Source organism: Pedobacter frigidisoli, from assembly GCF_004331675.1.
In the GTDB taxonomy this organism is placed as follows: Bacteria; Bacteroidota; Bacteroidia; order Sphingobacteriales; family Sphingobacteriaceae; genus Pedobacter; species Pedobacter frigidisoli.
This window is the reverse complement of record NZ_SJSN01000016.1, coordinates 79,520-103,575: the sequence shown is the minus strand read 5'-3', so window position 1 is coordinate 103,575 and position 24,056 is coordinate 79,520. Positions and strand designations below refer to the sequence as shown.

Annotated in this window: 24 protein-coding genes and 1 riboswitch; of the genes, 7 read left to right on the top strand and 17 right to left on the bottom strand. The window is 34.4% G+C overall.

The window, feature by feature from the left end; translation table 11 throughout:
• Nucleotides 1–32: 32 nt before the first annotated feature.
• From EZ449_RS18165 to EZ449_RS18155, 3 genes are all read right to left on the bottom strand, one after another.
• The gene (locus EZ449_RS18165; protein WP_131561545.1) at nt 33–1,187 is read right to left on the bottom strand and encodes a FecR family protein; all 1,155 of its coding nucleotides are present in this window, start codon (nt 1,185–1,187) and stop codon (nt 33–35) included.
• 159 nt (nt 1,188–1,346) lie between these two features.
• Nucleotides 1,347–1,934 (bottom strand): RNA polymerase sigma factor, encoded by a 588-nt coding sequence (locus EZ449_RS18160; protein WP_131561543.1) that lies wholly within the window; start codon nt 1,932–1,934, stop codon nt 1,347–1,349.
• A 243-nt stretch (nt 1,935–2,177) separates the two neighbouring features.
• A complete protein-coding gene (locus EZ449_RS18155) occupies nt 2,178–3,530 on the bottom strand; it encodes a Gfo/Idh/MocA family protein (protein WP_131561541.1) in 1,353 nt (450 codons plus the stop codon).
• 163 nt (nt 3,531–3,693) lie between these two features.
• On the opposite strand from EZ449_RS18155, the gene EZ449_RS18150 reads away from it, so the two are divergent.
• The gene (locus tag EZ449_RS18150) at nt 3,694–4,707 is read left to right on the top strand and encodes a LacI family DNA-binding transcriptional regulator (protein ID WP_131561539.1); all 1,014 of its coding nucleotides are present in this window, start codon (nt 3,694–3,696) and stop codon (nt 4,705–4,707) included.
• 158 nt (nt 4,708–4,865) lie between these two features.
• On the opposite strand, the gene EZ449_RS18145 is transcribed toward EZ449_RS18150, so the two are convergent.
• From EZ449_RS18145 to EZ449_RS18130, 4 genes are all read right to left on the bottom strand, one after another.
• Nucleotides 4,866–5,045: a histone H1 gene (locus EZ449_RS18145; RefSeq protein ID WP_116249844.1), complete on the bottom strand. Its 180-nt coding sequence runs from the start codon at nt 5,043–5,045 to the stop codon at nt 4,866–4,868.
• A 182-nt stretch (nt 5,046–5,227) separates the two neighbouring features.
• Nucleotides 5,228–5,812: a biliverdin-producing heme oxygenase gene (locus EZ449_RS18140; protein WP_131561537.1), complete on the bottom strand. Its 585-nt coding sequence runs from the start codon at nt 5,810–5,812 to the stop codon at nt 5,228–5,230.
• Between the two features lie 85 nt (nt 5,813–5,897).
• A complete protein-coding gene (locus EZ449_RS18135; protein ID WP_131561535.1) occupies nt 5,898–6,317 on the bottom strand; it encodes a response regulator in 420 nt (139 codons plus the stop codon).
• A 1-nt stretch (nt 6,318) separates the two neighbouring features.
• Entirely contained in the window at nt 6,319–8,532 is a 2,214-nt protein-coding gene (locus EZ449_RS18130; RefSeq protein ID WP_131561532.1) for an ATP-binding protein, read from the bottom strand.
• A gap of 140 nt (nt 8,533–8,672) precedes the next feature.
• Between EZ449_RS18130 and EZ449_RS18125 the strand changes: the two genes are divergently transcribed.
• The gene (locus EZ449_RS18125) at nt 8,673–9,047 is read left to right on the top strand and encodes a response regulator transcription factor (protein WP_131561530.1); all 375 of its coding nucleotides are present in this window, start codon (nt 8,673–8,675) and stop codon (nt 9,045–9,047) included.
• On the opposite strand, the gene EZ449_RS18120 is transcribed toward EZ449_RS18125, so the two are convergent.
• Genes EZ449_RS18120 through EZ449_RS18115 form a run of 3 tightly spaced genes read right to left on the bottom strand, consistent with a single transcriptional unit; the run spans nt 9,048 to nt 10,405 of the window.
• On the bottom strand, nt 9,048–9,854 hold the full coding sequence (locus EZ449_RS18120; RefSeq protein ID WP_131561528.1) for a mechanosensitive ion channel family protein: 807 nt from the start codon (nt 9,852–9,854) through the stop codon (nt 9,048–9,050).
• Nucleotides 9,855–9,873: 19 nt separating this feature from the next.
• On the bottom strand, nt 9,874–10,026 hold the full coding sequence (locus EZ449_RS22725) for a hypothetical protein (RefSeq protein WP_165499804.1): 153 nt from the start codon (nt 10,024–10,026) through the stop codon (nt 9,874–9,876).
• Nucleotides 10,027–10,036: 10 nt separating this feature from the next.
• Nucleotides 10,037–10,405 carry a SpoIIAA family protein gene (locus EZ449_RS18115; RefSeq protein WP_131561525.1) on the bottom strand — a complete coding sequence of 123 codons (369 nt, stop codon included), beginning with the start codon at nt 10,403–10,405 and terminating at the stop codon, nt 10,037–10,039.
• 144 nt (nt 10,406–10,549) lie between these two features.
• Between EZ449_RS18115 and EZ449_RS18110 the strand changes: the two genes are divergently transcribed.
• The gene (locus EZ449_RS18110) at nt 10,550–11,668 is read left to right on the top strand and encodes an alpha/beta hydrolase (RefSeq protein ID WP_131561523.1); all 1,119 of its coding nucleotides are present in this window, start codon (nt 10,550–10,552) and stop codon (nt 11,666–11,668) included.
• Nucleotides 11,669–11,763: 95 nt separating this feature from the next.
• Here EZ449_RS18110 and ku read toward each other — a convergent pair whose 3' ends face one another.
• Nucleotides 11,764–12,531, bottom strand: coding sequence for a non-homologous end joining protein Ku (gene ku, locus EZ449_RS18105; protein WP_131561521.1), 768 nt, complete (start codon nt 12,529–12,531; stop codon nt 11,764–11,766).
• Between the two features lie 136 nt (nt 12,532–12,667).
• On the opposite strand from ku, the gene EZ449_RS18100 reads away from it, so the two are divergent.
• Nucleotides 12,668–14,938, top strand: a complete 2,271-nt coding sequence (locus EZ449_RS18100; RefSeq protein WP_131561519.1) for a glycosyltransferase — start codon at nt 12,668–12,670, stop codon at nt 14,936–14,938.
• 80 nt (nt 14,939–15,018) lie between these two features.
• Here the strand turns inward: EZ449_RS18100 and EZ449_RS18095 are convergent, their stop codons facing one another.
• Entirely contained in the window at nt 15,019–16,023 is a 1,005-nt protein-coding gene (locus tag EZ449_RS18095; RefSeq protein ID WP_131561517.1) for a hypothetical protein, read from the bottom strand.
• 207 nt (nt 16,024–16,230) lie between these two features.
• Nucleotides 16,231–16,341, top strand: a riboswitch (SAM riboswitch).
• A 281-nt stretch (nt 16,342–16,622) separates the two neighbouring features.
• Here EZ449_RS18095 and EZ449_RS18090 point away from each other — a divergent pair.
• The 3 genes from EZ449_RS18090 to EZ449_RS18080 all read left to right on the top strand — a co-directional run bounded on the left by EZ449_RS18090 (nt 16,623) and on the right by EZ449_RS18080 (nt 20,503).
• Nucleotides 16,623–17,942, top strand: a complete 1,320-nt coding sequence (locus EZ449_RS18090; RefSeq protein WP_131561515.1) for an O-acetylhomoserine aminocarboxypropyltransferase/cysteine synthase family protein — start codon at nt 16,623–16,625, stop codon at nt 17,940–17,942.
• Nucleotides 17,943–17,989: 47 nt separating this feature from the next.
• Nucleotides 17,990–19,084 (top strand): homoserine O-acetyltransferase family protein, encoded by a 1,095-nt coding sequence (locus EZ449_RS18085; protein ID WP_131561513.1) that lies wholly within the window; start codon nt 17,990–17,992, stop codon nt 19,082–19,084.
• Between the two features lie 174 nt (nt 19,085–19,258).
• Entirely contained in the window at nt 19,259–20,503 is a 1,245-nt protein-coding gene (locus EZ449_RS18080; protein WP_131561511.1) for a homoserine dehydrogenase, read from the top strand.
• Nucleotides 20,504–20,598: 95 nt separating this feature from the next.
• Here the strand turns inward: EZ449_RS18080 and EZ449_RS18075 are convergent, their stop codons facing one another.
• The 5 genes from EZ449_RS18075 to EZ449_RS18055 form a co-directional block, all read right to left on the bottom strand.
• Nucleotides 20,599–20,934 (bottom strand): Dabb family protein, encoded by a 336-nt coding sequence (locus EZ449_RS18075; protein ID WP_131561509.1) that lies wholly within the window; start codon nt 20,932–20,934, stop codon nt 20,599–20,601.
• A 94-nt stretch (nt 20,935–21,028) separates the two neighbouring features.
• Nucleotides 21,029–21,535: a YMGG-like glycine zipper-containing protein gene (locus tag EZ449_RS18070; RefSeq protein ID WP_131561507.1), complete on the bottom strand. Its 507-nt coding sequence runs from the start codon at nt 21,533–21,535 to the stop codon at nt 21,029–21,031.
• Nucleotides 21,536–21,663: 128 nt separating this feature from the next.
• Nucleotides 21,664–22,389, bottom strand: coding sequence for a Dph6-related ATP pyrophosphatase (locus EZ449_RS18065; protein ID WP_131561505.1), 726 nt, complete (start codon nt 22,387–22,389; stop codon nt 21,664–21,666).
• On the bottom strand, nt 22,379–23,068 hold the full coding sequence (locus EZ449_RS18060) for an SIR2 family NAD-dependent protein deacylase (RefSeq protein ID WP_131561503.1): 690 nt from the start codon (nt 23,066–23,068) through the stop codon (nt 22,379–22,381). Before EZ449_RS18060 ends, EZ449_RS18065 begins: the two co-directional genes overlap by 11 nt.
• The gene (locus EZ449_RS18055) at nt 23,068–24,000 is read right to left on the bottom strand and encodes an ABC transporter substrate-binding protein (RefSeq protein ID WP_131561501.1); all 933 of its coding nucleotides are present in this window, start codon (nt 23,998–24,000) and stop codon (nt 23,068–23,070) included. Before EZ449_RS18055 ends, EZ449_RS18060 begins: the two co-directional genes overlap by 1 nt.
• Nucleotides 24,001–24,056: the final 56 nt, after the last annotated feature.

The window sequence follows — 24,056 nt, the reverse complement described above, 5'->3', positions numbered from 1 at the left end:
ATTTTTTTTAAGGATTAGATTGGTTTGGTTGTTTATTTAGGGTTTACAGTTATCTGGTTTTTCTCTATCTTGCAATAAATCCCCGTATAGGATAGCATTTCAATTAGCTTTTTAACTTCAACATTTCTTGGTACTTTACCGCTATATTCCTTGTTTGGTATCTGTCCGTTATAACTCACATCAGTATCATACCATCTTGAAATTTGTCTCATTACTGATTTTAAATCTGCTTTTTCAAATTGAAAATAGCCGTTCTTCCATGCTATGATTGCATCTAAATCTTCTATTTCTTTCAGTTTTATTACATTAGAATACTTGCTAATATTTGCTTGTTGTTTAGGTAGGAGTACTTGTTTAACATTGCCTTTTGTAATTTCAATAGATCCTTCGAGTAAAGTAGTGCGTTGATATTCTTCTTCATCATAAGCATTGATATTGAAATGTGTTCCTAAAACCTTAATTTCTGATTGATTTGTACTTACAAAGAATGGTTTCAACTTATTTTTTGAAACTTCTAAATAAACCTCACCAGTTACTTCTACTTTACGATTATCAGTTGCAAACACTGTAGGGAATTTTATTGATGAGTTTGCATTTAACCAAACATTGGTACCATCAACCAATATTAAATGATACTGCCCTCCTCTTGGCGTAGTTACCGTATTATATTTTACCTCTTGAGTATTTGCATCATCAATAAAACTGTAGATTAATTCTCCACTTTTCGTTTTAGTAATTTTAACGCCTGGCTGATTAGCAATTTGTCCATCAACCGCTTCATTTAAAATAACTTGCGAGCCATCTGCCAAAAGAAGTGTGGCATTATTACCACCTGGTTTTATATGTGTTTTAGTAGAAACTAAATGATCGTCGAAAATTTTCGAATCAGTTCGTGTAATAAAATAATAAGAAACTCCAACTAAAGCCAATAACAAAATAGCAGCTCTTAAAAACACGTTACGAAACAATTTTAATTTGTTTTTTCTTACGGGTTCTGCATTTGAAGCCAGCTGATGCTTTACTTTCTCAAAAATTTTGTTTTTTATTGTAAAGTAATCTTCATGCTCTATAGTGGGTTGGGTATCATTCACTCGGTCATACCAATCCTCAACAACTCTTTTCTCATCAGGAGTAGCTGTTTGATTATTGTATTTAATTAATAACTGAGATAGTTCGTCTTGGTTCAAAATAATGGCGTTTATTAGGTATCCGATGGAGGAAAGAAAAGTACTAGACTACTTAATCTTTTTTTTAAAAATTTAATAGTTGAGGATATTAAAGTAACGCTTTACAGAAAAATAACTTATTAACTTATGGATAGCTAGTAAATGTAAAAACACCTCGTTTTAGAGATGTTTAGCAATAAAAATAGCAAGTAAGGCTAATGAAGAATCGTAATCTTTAACTCTCATTCTTAAGCGAGTGTAAGCACTCTGGAGCTGATTTTTGATAGTTTGTTCAGATAGTGATAAGTTATCGGCAATCTCTTTAATTGAAAGATCATCTTCTTTTTTGAGGATATAAATTTCCTTCATACGCGGCGGGATGCGTTCGATTTCTAAATCGATTATTCTTTTGAGTTCCTTTTCAAGAAGAATATTTTGTGAATGGATATGTGCTGTAGATTCTTTTGCTGTCACATTGATTGCATATCTCAAACTCACCTCATCCTTTTCATAAACCTTCAAAACCTTGTTCCGTAATATTGCATATAAATAAGCCAGAACACTTTTCTCAGCATCAAGTAGATCTATTTTATCCCATAAGCAAATAAATACTTCCTGAACTAAATCTTGAGCAAGATCATTTGAGTGGATTTTTTTTAATGCTTGCTTGTATAGCGTTTCCCAATAAGCATCAAATACTAATTGAAACGCCTTTTCCTTGTTCGATTTAACTAAAAGAAAAAAATTACTTTCTAATTCTTTATACATGTATCGATTTATAAAAAATGAGTTAAGAAAAGTAAATGTCTTACACAAAAAGGACGAAGGAAACAGTTTGAATGATTCAAAATTAAGCTTTAGTTATATAATTCAAAATAACATTATTAGCATTAACCTAATGTAAATTTAATAAAAATTTTTGATGATTTACAGTAAGTGCTATTGTAAATAAACAATTATTTCTTGCTGTAAAATCAACATTTACACTGTTTTAAGTATTCATCTTGTAATCTAATAATCATCATTTAAAGCAAAAATTGGCTTTCTGCTCATCCATTTTCCACCAGTAAAATCTGGAAAATCAATAGTTTCATTGCCCATTTCTATCGATTGCTCGCTTAAAGGCGTAATTGCACTCCACGCAGCTGCATCGTAAACATCTAAAGGTGTTGGTTCATTGCGTTTTGCGGCTTCGATAAAAGCATGAATCACAAAGAAATCCATTCCACCGTGACCGGCACCTTGCGCATCATTACCATATTTTTTCCAAAGTGGATGATCATACTTATCCAACCACTCCTTCGCACTATCCCAAGCATGAGGCTTGCTTACACCCTCAACATAAATGCTTTTATTTACATCCATCCATAACCCCTTTGTACCTTGAAAACGAAATCCAAGAGAATAAGGTCTTGGCAAATTTGTATCGTGCTGTAAAATAATGGTTTCACCATTTGCACAATCTAATGTGGTTGTTACAATATCCCCTAACCTAAAATTCACTTTCGCATTAGGGTGTGTTGCTCCACCTTTCTCTACAATATAATTATGTAATCCACGAGATTTTGTAGCGAATGAGTTTAATTTTAAAAACCGGTTACCCCTATTAATATTTATGCATTGTGCTATTGGCCCTACGCCATGAGTGGGGTATAAATCCCCATTACGATGAACTGAATGATTTGTTCTCCATTTAGCTTCTGAGAACCCTTTCTCCCCAAATTCAACCCCATTGCCATAAGGATTAATGCCATCATTAAATTTCACTTCTCTTAAATCATGTTGATAGCCACCTTGAAGATGGATCATCTCTCCAAAAATACCTGCTCTAACCATACTTAATGCAGCTAGTACATCTCTTCGGTAGCATACATTTTCTAACATCATTACGTGTGCATCACTCTTTTCTGCAGCGTGTACCACATCCCAATGATCTTGTAAATTTATACCCAAGGCTACTTCTGTGCCTATATACTTAATACCAGCATCAATAGCGCTTATAATCATAGGTTTATGAAGTTCCCAAGGTGTTGCAATTATAACTGCCTTAATGCCCTTAAGTTCTAGCATTTTCTTCCAGGCATTTTCATCACCTGTAAAGATCTTCGGCATTGGCTTACCACTTTTAGCAATAATAGCCTTGCTCATTTGCAGCATTTTATCATCAACATCGCAGATAGCAATAAGATCTACATCATTTCTCTTCAAAAGTAAATCTAAGTGGTTTTGGCCCCTCATTCCTACTCCAATCATCACTACCTTAATTTTTTCATCAGCTTGTGATGCAAAAATAGTTTGATCTGGAATGGCTGCAAAAGCTGCAGTGGTTAATCCTGCATTTCTTACAAATTGTCTTCTGTTCATAGTTGTTTTTGGTTGATAACTTATCTCCTTTATAGTTGATTTATCGAATGTATTGATATTTATATGCTGAATAAAACAAATGATGGAAAAAAAACAACGCAAACGTTTGATTAATTTCGTATTATTACAAGTAGAAGAAATTTAATGTAGTTTAGCCGTCAGAATGCAATCGAAACCCACAACAATAAAGGAAATCGCCAAAATTTTGAACATCTCTCCTTCCAGTGTATCGAGGGGATTACATGATCACCCCAGTATTGGAGCGGTTACAAGAGAGAAAATTAAACAACTGGCAAAATCACTTAATTACGAGCCTAATAACGCTGCTATCCTTTTTCAAAAAGGAAAAACTTATACTATTGGTGTTATTTTACCAGAACTTTCTGAGCATTTTTTTTCTACTGCAATATCGGCTATTGAAGATGAAGCGCTGAAAAAGAATTATACCGTAATTTTTGCTCAATCTCATGATGACTATGAGCAAGAAGTGAAGCTCGTTGAAAAGATGAAAAATCAACGTGTAGATGGGCTTTTAGTATCTATTAGTAAAGACACTTCGAAATTTGATCATTTTGAGAAATTAAACTCCTTTAATATTCCTGTTGTATTTTTCGATAGAATTCCCCCATTTAAGAATGTGCATTATGTAGCTTGTAGCTTGGAAAGTGCAACTGTTAAAGCTGTAAACTATCTACTAAAAAAAGGCCATAGAAGTATTGGAATGATAAATGGCCCGAGCACTTTATATGCAAGTGAAGAGCGCAAAGACGGTTATATGCAAGCAATTACATTCAATAGATTAAAATTTGATCCATCTTTGGTTGTAAATTGCGACTTAACTGAAAAAGGAACTATTGAGGCTGCAGATCAATTCTTAAGTCATAAAAGAAAACCGACCGCTATCGTTGCATTTAACGATTACGTGGCGCTTTTTTTGATAAAATATTTTAAAAAACTTAATGTTATAAACGATTTCGATGTTGTAAGTTATGCCAATTTGCCCATTATAAGTTACTTAGATCATTCTCCAGTGGCATCTGTAGAACAATATCCTTATTTACAAGGACAAAAAGCTGCCAATATTCTTTTGGATTTAATTAATAGCCCGAACTTAGAGAACCAAGCATTTTATAACACTATTGTAGAATCTGATTTAATTGTGAACGAGGTTAAGTAATAATGTATCAAACGTTTGCGCTGTATTAGTTTAGTTGCTGATAAACCTGCAATATTTTAATATGACAAACAAAGAATATCCCAAAATCGAGATATAGATTTTACCAAACGCAAAAAGGCCCCGAAAATCGGGGCCTTTTTGTTCTTACTCGCGAAATATTATTTGCCAGTATTTTTCTTGTCAGTTACTTCTGCACGGATTTCTTGTGCTAAAACTTTAAGATCTTGCATTGCTTTACGCACACGAGTACCAGCAGCTGCATTGCCAGCATTATAAAATTTTTCTACATCTGCTTCAATCGCAGCAACAGCAGCTTTAACTTTTGAGAATTTTTCCATCGCTAATTGATGTTTTTAAGGTTTAAAAAATTTATTTTTTCAATAATACATATTTACCTTGAATTAACAACAGAAAGCAAATATTAATTTGAAAGAAGTTTTGCACATTTTCACAATCGAAAAAATGCCCTAGCACTATTACAAATGTATTTTTTTAATTTTTAGTGTGCAATTTAGTCAACTTAGTTAACCTGTTTTGATAAGTTGATCAAATTATTGAAGGTTTGATTAGCGCTTTCCACACATTGCTCATAATCGGCCTCTGGTACGCTCTCATTTAATATAGAAACAAATGTTTTCCATTTCGTGCCTAACTCCTCTCCATAAACTCCATAATAATTTAATCCATCAGAAGCATCTTTAAAATTTGGATTAGCCAAGATATGCTTCTTTATTACGTTTCCACCCAATGTAGCGCCTTCAAGCACGTACAATGCGCCTAAAATTGCTGCATTATTTTTTTCAGGGATAAACAAATCAAAATTTAAACCTGGCAAACTTAAACTATCTATTTCCCAATACGCTAAATCTTTTTCTAATGCCGATAACTTTAATCTATTCTTCATACCCAGCTTTTCTCCTAAATTGGCATCTAGCATATTTGCCAATTTGTTCTCCAGTTTCTGGTGCATGATATAATTAATAGTTAATAGCTTTTTATAAGCAACTATGCTTAAGGAATTGTTCATAATTTCGTTAACAAACATTAAAGATTCTAACTCCTTATGGCACTCTGCAGTTTGTACTCTCAATAAATTGGCAATCATTTTTCGGATTTATCTAATATTTAAAAGGTTATAAAAACAAAAGATTCGAATTAGTCAACTCGAATCTTCATATCATTTGTATTGTTTAATTTAATCTTAAGTGCTGGTTAAACCAAAAGTCGTGTACAGAATGAACACATTTTATAAGGTTATCGTAACCAACAGGTTTTGTAAGGTAGGCATTGGCCCCAAATTCTATCGATGCCTTTACATCATCGGGGTTATCAGATGTAGAGAACAGGATAACAGGAATAGTTTTTAAATAAGGAATATTTCTTATAAATTTCAATAAATCTAAGCCAGATAAACCTGGGAGATTTAAGTCCAATAAAATTAACTTCGGTTTTGTTTTACTTTCAGCAAAGCTCTGTAGTCGTGCTAGGGCTTCAGCACCATCCTCTACAATTGTTAAACTTAAATCATCTTTAACCTCTTGTAGCGCACTTTGCATAAAAAATGCATAATCTACATCATCCTCTACGTAAAAAATATCTGGCGTTTTCATTTTATCTATTTTTAAAAGCTACATAAAAGGTAGAACCAACATTCAATTTACTTTCGAACCATACTCGTCCGTTGTGTCTTTCTACAACTCGTTTTACAATAGCTAGTCCAACCCCTGTTCCTTCAATATCCTTAACATTATCCATGCGCTTAAAAAGCTCAAAAACCCTGTCATAATAACGGTTATCAATTCCCATACCGTTATCTTTAATCGCATATATAGTTTCTCCTCCATCAATGTACGCAGTAACCTCTATTTTTGGTTTTTCAACCATTACAGAGTATTTTACCGCATTACTGATCAGGTTAGTAAAAACCTGTACAATCATTGTTTTATCACCTTTTAGTTCTGGCATTTGCCCTAAAATAAGTTCGGCATTGTCTGCTTTAAAAGCCGCCCAAACCTCGGTACTTATTTCATTTAACAAAGATTGCATGTTAACTGTTTCAAAATTGATCTCTAAACGGCCAACTCTTGCCAAGTTGAGAATTTCCTTAATTAAGAAATTCATTTTATCGGCACCAATTAAAATCCTATCCAACATTTTTCTACCACTTTCATCAATACTTTTATTTTTAAGTATTAATTCTGCATAGGTTTTTATCGAGGTAAGTGGTGTTCTTAAATCATGAGAAATGGTGTAGCTAAATGTATCAAGCTCTTCATACGCCGCTTGTAATTTCTCATTTAATAACCGAATCTCATTCGCTTTCTTATTAATATAGGTGATAATAACCTCACGAATACGCAACACAGATGTAATTTCTTCACTCAACCACTTTTCTGAAGTGTTGCTAACCACTTGCGACCATGTTTCGAAAGATTTTCTGGGAGACATGTTTAACATACCATTCTCTGAGGCCGTAGCTGGCTTGTCAGGATTTCCAGCCCAATTTACGGTAGCAATTTGCTCTGGCTTAAACCAAATCATTACTTCATCAGGATCTTTGCTTATTGAGCAAGATAAAATACCAGAGGCGATTTCCTTATATTTTTTTGCTGGATGAAATATTTCTGACAGTCTATGTGTATAATAAATAGATTCATCACTGTTTGTTTTTATCCACTCGGCAAGCTCCCAAATGTCTTTATCATCGGGCACAACACCTAAAGTTTTCAAATTGCCCTCAAAAATAATAGCCGCACCCGTGCCTTTAGTAACGTTTAAAAGTGTTCTATCGTGGCCAGCTAATGCATCAATAAGATATTTATCCCTGTTTAGGTAATCCGTAAGCAATGTGGCTGTATCCTTAAATTGCTTGAGTGTTTCCGAATCTTCCTCACCTTGACGGTATTCTAATGCAGAGGATAGAATTTCACCAATAAGCTTAGAACCTTCCCGTGCTTTATAATCAATAAACTTAGGACTATAATTATGGCATGCGATGAGTCCCCATAATTCGCCATGCGCAATTAACGAAATACTGAAACTCGAATAAATGCCCATATTCTTTAAATATTGAATATGAATTGGGGAAACCGCTCGTAAACCACCGTTTGTTAAATCCAACGGCTCGTTCTGCTTATATGTAATAATTTGGGAGTCTTCTGTATTCACATCAGCAATTAACCTGGTTAAATTTAATTTATATAAATCTCTTGCTTGTTTTGGTATATCAGAAGCTGGATAATGCAAACCAAAAAATGGTTCTAGATTTTCTTCCTTTTCCTCGGCTACTACTTCTCCATGGCCATCATCTAAGAACTTATAAATCATGATTCGATCGTAATTAATAAGTTTTTTTACCTCTGCTGCAGCTGCTTTTAGTAAAGCAAAAACATTTTTACCCTGAAGCATTACGGATGCGGAGCGACCGATTAAGCTTTGAATATCGTATTGTAAAGTTACAGGCTCAAACTCAAAAAGCCAATCATTTACCGACGCGGAAATAATCAAATAAAATGGCTTACCCTTAATTTCTACAGGATATGGACTTACACCATCAAAACTTTTTTTAACAATCCCAAGTTTCAATAAATCTTCCATATCAAACTTTTGTTCATTTTGCTCAATAAAATTTGAGAGTATGGCAATTGGCTTTTCTAACAAATTTTTGGCAAATTCTCCAATGAAGTTTATGGCGTTTTCACTAATATATGTGATGTTAAAATTGGCTTTATCTATTGCGATTAAGAAACCATGTGATTGAACTTTGCCAGGAACATGGATCGGTTCCTTATCACAATTGGTTAAATCAACAGAAAATTTATTCATACTAAATTTAGATCTTATAAATAGATTATCGAATTAATAATTATTAAGCTTTTTTTAGAATGACTCTAATTAGCTAAATTGGGTTTTTGGATTTATATTTTATTATATATTTGTTCAAATTTTAAACAATCATCCCAACCTTGGCAAAGAAAAACATTTTGGTTATAGAAGATAACCATGCAATTCTAGATGTTATTACGCTTATTTTGGAAAGCGAAGCTTTTAATGTAGCTGGTTTAAATAAAGGTGCCAATTTTTTAAATCATGTTCAGGAATTTTGCCCCGATGTTGTTATAATGGATATCATGCTGCCCGATTTCGATGGCAGAGTACTTCTTAAGGAATTAAAGGAAACCGATTCTACTAATCACATTCCTGTTTTAATGATTTCTGCCCGTTACAATTCTTCTAACTACACATTAGATGGAATTTCTGCAGATGATTTTATGGCTAAACCTTTCAACATCGATGAATTAATGGATAAAATTTACGCCCTTTTAAGAAAGCAATTTTAACTAATCTCCAATTCCTGGAAGTTTCACCCCTCCTTGTTTAAGGTTTTTCATCAACTCTTCCTGAAAAGCAAGTTTAGTATCTGTAAATCCATGGGCGTTTACCCAAACATTCATACTCACTTTATAACCACTATCTTCTAAAGCTGATACTCCAATTCTGCGTTCTGGAGTTTTAAGACAGTCTTTAAACTCCTCCACAGTTTTGTTAAATATAGCCGCTATTTCATCATATTCAATACCATAACTAAACTTTATTTCTATATCTAATCTTCTACTGCCCTCGCGACTAATGTTTATAATTACCTCATTTGATAACTTCCCATTTGGAATAACAACAGTTCTATTATCGAATGTCTTAATAATAGTGTAAAAAATTTGGATAGATGTTACTGTTCCCTCCTGACCCTGAGCGATAATATTATCGCCAACAACAAAAGGCTTTAATAGCAATATCAATACGCCACTTGCAAAGTTTTGGAGTGTTCCAGATAAAGCTAGACCAGCGGCGACGCCCATTCCACCAATCAGTACTGTTAGGAAAGTTAATTTTATACCAATTATTTGCATAACGGTAAGGATCAATAGAACTCTTAAAACAATTACAACAAGACTACATAGAAATGGAGCCAATGATGGATTAACAGACTTTTTTGTCATTCCAGTCCTAATCCACCTACTAAATAGCTTTATAAGCCATAGTCCTATAAATAGAACCCCAATCCCTAGTAATATCGATGGACCCTTATCAATTACCCAATCATAGGCTTTATCATAAAAACGATTTATATTAACATTTGCTAATATCATATAACTGGTAGAATGTTAATTAAGGTTTGTTGTGTTTTGATGGAGCATCTTTAGTAACACTTACCTTGCTTGCATCTTTGGCTGATGTTACCTTTTCATCTGCACCTTTAGCTTTCTCATTTTTCGGTGCTGTAGCCTTGCTTTGCTCTGCCGATGTTTTTGAATCTTTCATAACGATATAATTATTCCTCATTTATTAACCAAGCTTTTGCCTCCTCTAATTCATCAGGTTTAAAACCTTTAGAGCTTCCAGGCGTTGCAATTGTAAACACATCTGTAAACCATTCTACACCTTTTTCATGACTTACTACTGCAATTTTTTTCCACTTGGTGAAATTTTGTAACCCAGCCTTAGCATCCTGAACCCACGCACCTGCAGTAAAATTTTTTACATCGGTTTCTAAAACCAACAAATACCTTATTTCATCAAAACGTTCAGCCGTTCTTTTTAAGCCTGGCAATAAAACATTTTTCAAATCATCACTAGTAACTTCTCCGGTAGCCCTCACTCCAAAAATATTATCTGGTAAGCCTGTTATTTCTGTTAACATAATTATTAGTTTTTTTAAGAACAACCCAATTGTCGAAGATGTTTGATCTTTAATAAAATTCTATACGGTTGTAAAGCTTTAAAAACACTTATCTAATTGATAACGTTATAGAAACAACATTTATAAAAACAAAAAATTAACCCTATGAAAACCAATTTATTAAAACTTTCTTCTGCCGTTTGTGCAGTTGCAATCTCTATTTCTGCATGTACGAGCGAAACCAGAACTAAAACAACGGATTCTTTAACAATAGATTCTACGGTTTCTATTACGGCACTAAAACCAGCCGGACCTGCTCCAGAATGGGGAAAGACAATTAAACCAGAAATGCAAACTGTAATAGAAAAACTGGGAAGCTATGGCGATGGACCTATTGAGTCTTTAAGTGCAATTGATGCCCGTAAAAATCATACGCCTACAGATGCTGTGATGGATTTGGTGAAAGAAAATAACATTACTATTCCGGCATCGAAAGTAGATACGATGGGAAAAGATATTGATGTAAGTGGTGGTAAAATTCACTTAAGAATTTACACTCCAAAATCGGGTAATGGTCCGTTTCCTTTAATTGTTTATTATCATGGAGGCGGATTTGTAATTGCAAACTTAGACGTTTATAATTCATCAGCACAAGGTTTAGCAGAACAAGTCGGAGCCGTTGTGATCTCTGTAGCTTACAGACTAGCGCCAGAAAATAAATTCCCTACTGCACATAATGACGCTTTTGCGGCTTATGAGTGGGCTGTAAAAAATGCAGCCAGTTTAAAGGCTGATCCAGCTAAAATCGCTGTTGTTGGTGAAAGTGCTGGTGGAAACTTAGCTGCCAATGTATCAATAATGGCTAGAGATAGAAAAATAATGATTCCAATACATGAGGTTTTAGTTTATCCAATAGCACAAGCAGATATGAATACAGAATCTTACAAAATGTATGCTATGGCTAAACCCCTGAACAAAGCAATGATGACTTGGTTTACTGAAAAATATTTGAATAACATGATTGAAGCCCAAGATCCAAAAATATCTTTAGTAAATGCCAATTTGAAAGGATTGCCACCAACTACAATTATTACTGCAGAAATTGATCCATTGCATGATGATGGAACGATGTTGGCAAATAAATTATCTGATGCTGGTGTAAAAGTAAATAGCAGAAATTACGAAGGCGTAACTCACGAGTTTTTTGGAATGACAATCGCCGTACCTGAAGCTAAGGCAGCTCAAGCTTATACCGCAGATCAATTAAAAGCTGCTTTTAAATAATGATAATCTAATTATACTTTAAATTAGCAATTTTAAACAGATAGCCCATGATTAAAATCATGGGCTATTTGTTTAATATATAGGTTTTTGTAGAACTAGGCTTTCTTTGAACCTAAACTCTGCATCAATTGTTCGTATAAATCATCACTTGTTGCTTTCTGAGGTTTCATTTTCTTAACAGTTGCACGCATTCCCTTGGCCTTGGCTTTAATTATTTTCAAAAGTTCATCACTATAATCGTCTTTAAAAGTGCTTAAATCGAATTTAGAACTGTATTGCTTAATCAATGCTAAACCAACATCCATTTCTTTCTTAGTAATGTTAATGTCTTCCACTTTGGTAATTTCCGATAAACTCCTTATTTCTTGCTCAAATCTGATTTTGGTGATTACAATCACATTTTCCATTGGATGAATGACGCAAAGGTTTTCTGTATTTCTAAGCACGAAACGGGCAACACCAGCTTTTCCAGATTTTTCTAATGCTTTTAATAGTAAAGTGTAAGCTTTTCTACCCTGTTTTTCTGGCTCAGTATAATAGGAGGTTTCATAATAAACAGGATTAATTTCCTTGATATCAACAAAATTTTCTATCTCAATTATTTTGGTTTTTTCGGGAGCCGCTTCTTCAAAATCATGTTTATCGAGAATGATGTACTTATCTTTCAAAAAATATCCTTTTACTATTTTTTCATAAGGAACTTCCTTGTGTGAATTCTCGTTAATACGAAGAAACTTAATTTTAGCATGATCGCGTTCATCAAGCATATCTAAATCGAGGTTACTATTCTGCACTCCCGAAAATAATTTGACAGGAATGTTAACCAAACCAAACCCAATTGAACCTTTCCAAATCGATCTCATAACAAAGTTTTACATTTTTACTTACTAACAAGCATCTAAAACGTATTGTTTTAGCTTTTAAAAGTGTAAATTGAGTGAATCCCAAACTATTTAGGTAATTGTATGTTATTTAAGTATCTAATCTTTTGAAATACATATGAAAATAGCCTATATCTCCACTTACCCACCACGTGAATGTGGGTTAGCTACATTTAATTTAAATTTAGTTAACGCTTTAGGTCTAAATCCCGCTTACGATTCTGAAAATAGCTTTGTTGTAGCTATGAATGAATCTGATGATCCTCATGAACATAATTACCCAAATGAAGTTAAGTTTATTATCCGTCAGCAAAATCAACAAGATTACATTGAGGCTGCAGATTTTATAAACAATAGCGATGTTGATACTTGTATTATTGAACACGAATTTGGAATTTTCGGAGGAAATAGCGGTGTATTCCTATTATCGCTAATCAATAGATTAAAAAAACCTTTCATTACCATTTTGCATACGGTTTTAAAAGAACCAAATTTCATGCAACAAACTATTATTAAGGAGATAGCAATAAAATCTTCGAAAATTGTGGTGATGAGTAAAAAGGCAGTTTTATTCTTAACCAGTATTTATCAAATTCCGCAATCATCAATAAAACTTATTGAGCATGGCGTGCCAGATTTAGAACCAATTTTAAATAATGAAGTTGCTCAAAGTAAATTATTCAGTGATAGAAAAGTGCTTTTTACCTTTGGATTAATCAGCCGAAACAAAGGACTTGAAACTGTAATTAAAGCTTTGCCTAGCATCGTTGCACAACATCCTGATGTTTTGTATGTTATACTTGGAAATACACATCCTGGAGTTGTAAAACATAATGGAGAGGAGTATCGCGACAGTCTTAAAAGTTTAGCTAAAGAACTAGGAGTAGAAAATAATATCGCATTTGTAAACAAGTTTGTTTCTGAAAATGAGCTTCATCAATATTTAACAGCTTGTTATTTATACATTACACCATATTTAAATGAGGCGCAGATTACCAGCGGAACATTATCTTATGCGATTGGAGCAGGTGCTGCTGTTGTTTCAACACCATATTGGCATGCTCAAGAATTGCTAGCAGAAAATCGTGGTAAATTATTCGATTTTAAAAACGATAAGCAGTTGGCTTCAATTGTTAACGAATTACTTAGCGATAAAAGCAAACACGAAAATTTAAAGCGCAATGCTTATCAATATGGATTAAAGTTAAGGTGGCCTGCTATTGGTAACGTTTATCTTGATGTTTTAAATAATGCTTTAACAGCTGGAGAAAAACCAAAACGAGTTACGCCGCCAATTATCGACGTAGAAAGCATGCCAGCGTTAAACCTAAACCATATTTCATTATTAACGGATGATACTGGAATTATCCAACATGCCCGTTTTGGCATACCTAATTTGAAAGAAGGTTATTGTATAGATGATAATGCTAGGGCACTTATTTTGGCGCTAATGGCTTACGAGCAAGATAAAAATAAGCAAGCATTAAAGTTGATGCCTATTTATTTGAGTTTCATTCAATACATGCAAAGTGAGGATGGAAATTTTAGAAACTTCTTAAGCTTTAATAGAAATTATTTAGATGAGGTTGGTTCAGAAGATTCATTTGGTAGAACAATTTGGTCGCTAGGTTATTTAATATCCGCTGCGCCAAACAACTCATACCGTGAGTTTGGTAGAGAACTTTTCTCTCATTCAGTGTCGCACTTCAAAGATTTGAAATATTTGAGAGGTAGGGCTAATACGATAATTGGCATTTCATATTATCTTTGTGCGCATCCTGGAGATGAGCTTTTAGTTAAGGAGATTAATACGCTTGCAACATCTTTGATGAACTCTTATAAAACAAATAGAGACGGTAATTGGCATTGGTTCGAAAACATTTTAACCTATGATAATGCAATTCTGCCTTTAGCACTCTTACATCATTACGAGGTAACTGGAAATACCGAATCTTATCAAATTGCAATGGAAAGTATTAAATTTTTAAATACATTTTCTTTCGAAAATGGATATTTAAACCCAGTTGGTAATGATGGTTGGATGAAAAAGCATAGTAAGAATCCTATTTACGATCAACAAGCAATTGAGACAATGGCAATGGTTTTATTGTATGCCAAAACTTTCGAAATTACTAAAGATGATCAATATCTATCTTTAATGCATACCAGTTACGAATGGTTTCTAGGAAGAAATAGTTTACATATTCCTTTGTACGATTTTGAGACACATGGTTGTGCTGATGGTTTACAGTTTAATAGTGTAAATAGAAATCAAGGTGCCGAAAGTACTTTGGCTTACTTTGTTTCTCATTTGGCGGTGCTAAAAGCCGCAGAGGCAGAATATGAGACACTGTCTTCTCCTCTAGTTGAAGTAGATAAATGTGTATAAAATAATTGTCTTGGAAATATGAAAGGCTGATTCATTTTCTGAATCAGCCTTTTTGCTTTAGCGACTTAGTTTAACTTAATTTATTTTGGATTACAAATGGTGGCCAATTTAAGTTTATAATTTGCATTTAGTGGCTCATTGGTTTGTGCTAATCGTTGAGAACCTGTATTTGCAGGGCAAGCAATATCTCCTGCGGCATCATAAATCAGTTTATTACCATTGGCTAACAATTCCTTTGGTACATAAACCTGAACTTTGGTAATCGAGTAACCTGATGGAAAATAACGCACATAATACCCATCAGGATGTTTTGTCCAAATACCACTTGGTACATCAGCTCTAGGTGGCGCCATTCCCGCAATAATAGCGTATTTCTCCATATCCGCATAGGTATAATTGCCAGATGAAACCAATTGGCGAATATTATTTTCTGCTTCGAAAACAGCTTTAATTCCAGATGGCAATTGGTCTTTTGCTTTTTCCATTACATCGAACGGTAAAATACCTAATGCGCCACCTTCCAATTGTGTCAACTGTTTTGGTGTTAAGAGTTTAATTGCAGTTAATTTAACAGTCCCTGCATAATCGGCAAATTTTGTTCTGGCAATAATTGTCCAGAGCAAAACCTGAATATCATGTTGATCTACATCTGGATGTTTTTCTGCACTTTTTAAAACAGAAATAACAATTTCCTCTTTAGGACCTAAAACTGGCGCAAACATATACCCATCGCCTTTTGATGGCGCAAATGTTCCTGCTTTTAAGCAATAACTTTTATTCGTCATTTCATAAAAACCCTCACACAAAACATAACCACCATCAGGGTTTTTCGGCAATAAATACAAAGGTTGAAATTTTGCACTCGCATTGAAATCTGGCATTTTTTCGCCCTCACGATTTACATCTTCAAACGAGGTTGTGATTGCGGCTGGTTGTTTTAAGAATTTATCAACGCCAAGTGCCTTAGCGCCTTGCGCCGTTCCAACTTTTAATAACTTGTCTTTTAATCCGCCGAATTGGGCTTGAGCGTTTAATCCTGAAATCGCTATGAGCAATACCAGAAAAATAGATTTTATTTTTTTCATATTGATTAGATAGGTAATACAAACATAAAGTTTTGATGTTAAATTTAGGTTACTTCAACTTATTTTGTTTTAGTGATTAAAATTACAAAATTGATTTACAAGTAGTTGACAAAAAATCAGAATTTAATTTTGTTGTTTGATATTTAATTTAGATATTTGAAATATTATTTGGCAGATAGCTAAATAAAAGTCAATCTTAATCGGATTGATTTATAAAGAAGTGGCGAGAGACTGGCTCCGTGACCCACTGGCAACCCTCAGAAAGAGAAGGTGCCAATTCCTGTTCAAATGACATGGTGTTATTTGGAGATATAAATTAAAACTGATGAATACATTAAATCTTCAATCGCAAGGCGAGCAGAATTTAAACAGAATAGCAAATTCTTCTATTTGTTTTATGCATGATAGGCAGGCGATTACCTTTATGTGCTGTTGCATACAATAATCTAAAAACTTCCTCTTTTGTTTCTTTTTCAAATTGGAAGGTCCCGATAATCGGGATACGACTCTTGCTAGATTTTTAGGAGTATCTGCTTTCAGAACCGCTTAAATCAATCAATCAATCATTAAAACATTCATTCAGCCAATCATTAGAAATTATGTCAACCTCATATAAATTTGAAACCCTACAATTACATGCTGGACAAGAAATAGACCCTACAACAGGTTCTAGAGCAGTTCCAATTTACCAAACAACATCTTACGGATTCAAAAATGCCGAGCATGGCGCTAATTTATTTGCGCTGAAAGAATTCGGGAATATTTATACCCGTTTAATGAATCCGACAACAGATGTTTTTGAAAAGAGAGTCGCAGCTTTGGAGGGCGGAGTTGCAGCTTTAGCTGTTTCTTCTGGTCAAGCGGCACAATTTATTGCTTTACACAATATATTGGAAGCTGGCGATAGCATCGTTTCTTCCTCACATATTTACGGTGGGACTTATAACCAATTTAAAGTTGCCTTTAAACGTTTGGGCATTCATGTTGATTTTGCTAACCCAGATGTACCCGAGGAATTTGAACAAAAAATTACTGACAAAACCAAAGCCATCTATTTAGAAACTATTGGAAACCCTTCTTTCAGTGTTCCAGATTTTGAAAAAATTGCCGCCATTGCAAAGAAATACGATATTCCTTTTATAGTAGATAATACTTTTGGTGCTGGTGGATATTTATTTAAACCATTGGAACATGGTGCAAACATTGTTGTAGAATCTGCTACTAAATGGATTGGCGGGCATGGAACCAGCATTGGCGGCGTAATTGTTGATGGGGGAAACTACAATTGGGGAAATGGAAAATTCCCTCAATTTACGGAGCCATCAGAAGGTTATCACGGATTAATTTTTAATGATGTTTTCGGGATCGGCGGTCCGTTTGGAAATATCCAGTTCATTATTCGTGCTCGTGTTGAGGGTTTAAGGGATTTAGGTCCTGCCCTTTCGCCCTTCAATTCATTCCTTTTATTGCAAGGTTTAGAAACTTTATCACTTCGTGTTCAACGCCATGTAGATAACGCCTTAGAACTAGCAACCTGGCTAGAAAACCATCCACTAGTTAAAGAGGTTCAATATCCTGGTTTAGCCAGCAGCAAATATAATAATCTTGCCAAAAAGTATTTAAGTAACGGTTTTGGGGGTGTTTTATCGTTCGAACTAAATGGCACCAAAGAAAATGCATCGCAAGTAATTGATAGCTTAAAATTGGTTTCTCATTTAGCAAATGTTGGAGATGCAAAAACATTAATCATCCAGCCGTCTGCAACAACACACCAACAATTAAGCGAAATTGAGCAATTAGCAGCCGGTGTTAAACCAAATGCCCTGAGGGTTTCGGTAGGTATAGAGCATATCGATGATATTAAGGCAGATTTTGAGCAGGCTTTTGCAGCCATTAGCGCTGGAAATTTACAGGCATAACCATTAACCTCCGAAAAAGGCTTTTAAAACTCATTTTACAAAACAAGATGCAAAATAGCAACAACGATATAAATTCAAAATCTAATTTAGGGGCTGAGGTATATAGTTATCCTAAACAATTTAAACTAGAAAGTGGAAAAAAAATTCGCAACCTGCAAATTGCTTATCAAACTTATGGAAAGCTGAACGCCAAAAAAGATAATGTAATTTGGGTTTGCCACGCACTTACGGCCAACGCAGATGTTTTTGAATGGTGGGAAGGTTTATTTGGGCAAAACGCTTTGTTTAATCCTCAAGACCATTTCATAATTTGCGCAAACGTTCTGGGCTCAAATTATGGCACTACTAGTCCGTTAAGCACAAATCCTGTAAATGGTTTACCCTACTTTTTATCATTTCCGCAGTTTACCATTCGCGATTTTGTATCAGCCCATCAATTATTAGCAAATCATTTAAGCGTTAATCAAATTAAACTTTTAATTGGCGGTTCACTTGGAGGCCAACAAGCAGTTGAATGGGGAATTATAGAACCCAATAAAATTGAGAACTTAATTTTAGTAGCCACTAATGCGGTTCATTCTCCTTGGGGAATTGCTTTTAATGAAAGTCAGCGTTTAGCAATTACGACCGATAGAACTTTTTTTGCTAACCAACCTGATGGAGGAAGTAAAGGTTTAAAAACAGCTCGCAGTATTGCGCTTTTAAGCTACAGAACGTATAATGCTTATGGCAATACTCAAGTTGAAAGTGTAAACGATAAAACAGATAATTTCAGAGCATCATCTTACCAAAATTATCAGGGAGAAAAATTAATAAATCGCTTCAATGCTTACAGCTATTATTATTTAACTAAAGCGATGGATAGTCATAATGTTGGTCGTAATCGTAAATCAATTTCAGATGCCTTGAAGCTAATAAAGGCCAATACATTGGTTATTGGAATCGAAAATGATTTTCTGTTTCCATTATCGGAACAAAAATATTTAGCAGACCATATTCCAAACGCTGAATTTGCTGCAATTCATTCTGAATATGGCCATGATGGTTTTTTGATTGAAACAAATGCTCTAACAAACATCATCGGCACTTTTATAAAAGAAAGTAGAGATAAGAAGATTTTTAAGTTGCAGCACACTGCTTAATTGGTTACAGACTAAGCTGAAAGACCAAAGGGAAAACCCAAAATTAAAGACCAAAGTTCAGCGGAGCCTTGAGATTAAAAGAACATAATATAAAAAACAAATTGTAGTGGCGAAATGCCTTTTGAGCACCCAGTCTTGATACTTGATACTCGCTACTTGATACTATAACATAACATGAGTAAAAATTTAAAAATAGGATTATTTGGTTTCGGAGTTGTAGGGCAAGGTTTATTGGATATTATTCAGAGCCAAAACCTAAACTTGGAAATAATTAAAATAGCGATTAAGAACCCTAAAAAAAAACGCACACTAGATAAGGATTTATTTACCACGGATAAAAATGAAATTCTGAACAATTCGGAAATTAATACGATTGTAGAGTTAATTAACGATGCTGATGCGGCTTATGACATTGTAACCACAGCATTAAAGAATGGTAAAAATGTAGTTTCTGCTAATAAGAAAATGATTGCTACACATTTGAAAGAGTTAGTAGATCTGCAGCAGAAACATGGAACTTCATTATTGTATGAAGGGGCAGTTTGTGGCAGTATTCCAATCATTAGAAATTTAGAGGAATATTATGATAACGAACTTTTTCATGCGTTAAGTGGGATATTTAATGGTTCATCGAATTATATTCTCTCAAAAATATTTAACGAAAACCAGAGCTATGATTCTGCGTTAAAAGAGGCGCAAGATTTGGGTTTTGCCGAAACCGACCCTATTTTAGATGTTGGTGGTTACGATCCAAAATATAAGCTGGCTATCGCCACTGCACACGCTTACGGTTTATTCGTAAATCCCGATGCAATTTTGAACATTGGCATTCAGAATCTTTCTCAACATGATATTAAATATGCCCGTGAAAAAAACTTCAAAATTAAATTGGTTCCAACTGCTCGTAAAGTAAACACAAAAGATATTGTTACTTATGTTTTACCAAAATTGGTAGCTAAAGATGATTTTCTTTATAATGTTGAAAATGAATACAATGCAGTAACTGTTCAAGCGGCATTCGCCGATAAGCAATTCTTTTTTGGAAAAGGAGCTGGTGGTCATCCAACTGGTGCAGCAGTACTTTCTGATATTGCAGCCTTACGTTATGATTATCGTTATGAGTACAAGAAATACCACTCAGAAAATGGAGTAAAGCATACGGAGAATATTTTGTTAGAAGTTTATCTACGCTATTCTGATGAAGATTTAATCACATTATTGGCATTCGATAACATCAGCGAACGATATGCTGCAAGTGAGTACAAATATGTAATTGGAACCGTGAAATTGGAGAGCTTAATTAAAAACCGCGATTTGCTTTTAGAGAAAAATGTGTTTATTGCCTACACTGGTAGACAGATTTACAAGCAAGAGCAAGTTGCTGAAAATATTTTTGCAGAAGAATTAGCTGCACTTTAAAATTATTTTAAGGTTAATTTTTTTATTTGTTTTGTTGTTAAGTATAAAGGTCGGAGCGAGTCCGACCTTTTGCGTACAACTAATTTTACTGGCAATTAAGAGATTAAAGTATCGTGAACAACAACTCTATACCAATTATTTGAAAATTTCTCTACAGCATCTAAATGCATTTTATCTACTTGGTAAGCATTATGATCTTCTAAATTATTGAATGTTATTGTAAGCGAATAGCTGAAAGAATTATCAGTAACTGGACGAACTGGCGTATTTGCAGCTAGGCCATAACTAAGCGTTTTAATGTATTTAATAGGCTTAAGACTTTCAAAAAAATTAGCAAAATTTGCAATTTCAGCTTTTGTGAGTTGCGGTTTTAGCCAAAACATTACGAAATGTTGGATCTGACCTTTCGCAGCATTATTATTTTCTACCATGGGATTTATTTTCAACTAATATATTACGATTTTTATTAGGCACAAAAAAAGCGGCTATGAAACATAACCGCTTTGTAAATATTTAAAATTTAAATTAGTTTTTTGGTTGAACACGTCCTGATTTTCTGTCTTCACCTCTACCGATTAAATAACCCCCACCAGCACCAGCTAAACCACCAATGATAGCTCCACGACCTTTTTTCTTGTCAATTAATGCACCACCAACAGCACCTGCTGCGGCACCAATTACTGTACCCTTAGCAGCATCACTCCAACCTTTTTTCTTTGCAGTTGGTTGAGTTCCACCGTATGAACTAGAACTTCCTCCAGAACTTGCGTAAGATCTGGTTGATGATCTTGTTGAACTTGCACTTGATCTTCTAGCTGCAGCTAACTCAGCCTGATGTCTTGCTTCAACTTCTTGTTGTTGCTTAACAATTTCTACTTTTTTGAAGCTATCTAAACGTAAACTATCTTTTACAGCCTTAATCGCTAATTGCTTCTCTGCTTCTTGTTGTTTCAATGCTGCTTCCTCTTTTGCTTTGTTATTACATGCAAACATCACTGAACTTAATGCGAGTACTACAAATATCTTTTTCATAATTTTTAATTTATATGAATCATGTCTAGCTACCTAACCTCACTAAACAGGTTTCATTGGGATGTGTGATTTTGTTAATTACCAATACTAAAGAAAAAATGATGCCAAAATGTTTTGAATTGGAAAAATTAATTAATCAAGTCGATGTACCAAAAACCTAATGGGTCTGATTTTGAACAAGGTGAGCTATCTATTTTATCAATTTTCTGAGGAGCACTGTAAGTTCTAAATACCTTATCTCCTACTTCGAAAGGAATTTTTTTCTTAAATATTGGCCCACGAAACGTAAAAGTATGGAATTCTCCATTTTCACCACAGGGATCAATATCTAGAGGAAGTTTAGCGATTAAATCGTTGGTGATTACTTCTCCACAAAATGTTTCGAGGTTTTGCTGAGTGCAAACAATGATGGTTTTATAGTTCAGATTTAAAAATTCCTGAATCAAGAGTTTAGTATCCTTTTTCCATAAGGGAAATATTGCTTCTAGTCCAATTTCATGGAGTTTATTTTCTCTATAAGTTCGAAGATCTTCTAAAAAGATATCTCCAAAAATAGAATGTGTAATTCCTCCTGCTTTAAATTTTTGGAGATGATGCCCCATCGTTTCGTCATAGGTTTTCATATCAGGCATTTCCCCTAAGCGAATTTGATATAGTGGGATCCCTATACTTTCTGCTTGCTGGATAAGTAATGCTTCTCTCACACCATGCATAGAAACACGATTATATTTTTCAGTTAACGTGGTAACTAGATATCTAATCTCGATAGATGGATCTTTTAAAGCATAATGAAGTGCCAAAGTGCTATCCTTGCCTCCGCTCCAGTTAAAAATGCAGATCCTTTTAGCTCCCATTGTATAAAATTTCTTGAAGGATATTTACACCATCAACAGCATTTTTTTCGATTGTGATAACATTTTTATATCGTTTGACATCTGGGGTTCGAGGATCAACGATATATTTTGCAACATGAGATGAAACAAAATCGATTAAGCCAGCAGCAGGATAAACAGCTAGTGAAGTTCCGATAAGCACAAATATGTCTGCTTGTTTACAAATTTTAGCGGCTACCTCGATCATTGGAACCGATTCGCCAAACCATACAACATGTGGCCTCAGCTGTGAACCCAACTCACATTGTTCGCCCATTTTTATTTCAGTACCATTTATTGGATAAATAAGACTCGACTTAATATCAGATTGAGATTTTGTGATAATGCCGTGTAAGTGGGTTACCTTTGTAGATCCTGCTCTTTCATGTAGGTCATCAATATTTTGGGTAACGATATCTACATCAAAATCTTCTTCTAGTTCAGCTAGAATCTCATGTGCCCTATTTGGTTTTGCGTCAAGAACCTGTCTTCTCCTATCGTTGTAAAATTCTTGAACCAATTCGGGGTTTCTTTCCCAAGCTTCGGGTGTTGCTACATCGTAAACATTGTAACCTTCCCAAAGACCATCAGAATCGCGAAATGTCTTCAAGCCACTTTCGGCGCTGATGCCAGCACCAGTTAAAACAACAATTTTTCTCATTACCCAAAAACCCCTACAGAAGAATAATTAACGAATTTCTTACTTATTCTTTCATCAGCTTTAAAGATTTCTGGATGAAACATACAAGACAAAGCTTCAATACCCTCAACTAATGTACCTACACTTGGTTGGGTAAACATATCGAAATCAGCAATGTAAACTTGGTTGTTTTTTACTGCTTCTAAATCATTCCAACCATTTTTTGCGGTTAATAAATCCATTTCCTCGATACTTCTATTAACATCAAAACCGCATGGCGCAATTACCAAAACTTGTGGGTTGTATTTTACTATTTTATCCCATTGTGTTACTATAGAATCTCCGGCGGGATTAGAAAGCATATCTACTCCACCAGCGGCGGCAATCTGAAACGGAATCCAATGCCCACAATTGTAAATTGGCTCTATCCATTCCATCAACATCACTCGTTTAAGTGGCGCTCGGTTTGCCCTTAGTTTATCAATAATCCGATCTGTCTTTATTTGAAGTCCGGCTAAATAATTCAAGGCCACTTCTCCTTTTCCAAGTGCCCTGGCAATAGTAATGGCACACTCAAATACATCGTTTAGATTATTTGGGGAAAGTGGAACTAATTTTGGTTGCTTAATTAGCTTTAATACAGCAGTTTCTGTACAAACTGTATCAATATTACATACCTCACAAATATCTTGAGTGAAAATAACATCAGGGGCAATGCTTTCTAAAAGTTCATCATCAACCCAGTATAAGCTTTTACCCTGAGCTTTTGATGCAGAAAATATTCGATCAATTTCTACGCTGGTGTAATTCTTGCCTTCTAAAATGCAGCGAACAACTTTAGGCATTTCTGCTGCTTCTTTTGGGCACTCGAAAGTAACACCATACAGATATTCCTGCAAACCCATATCATAAATCATTTTTGTAGCAGCAGGAAGAAAGGAAACGACTTTCATATTATTGATTGTTAATAACTTACAGGAAAAAATTTAACAGCAAATATCGATTAAAA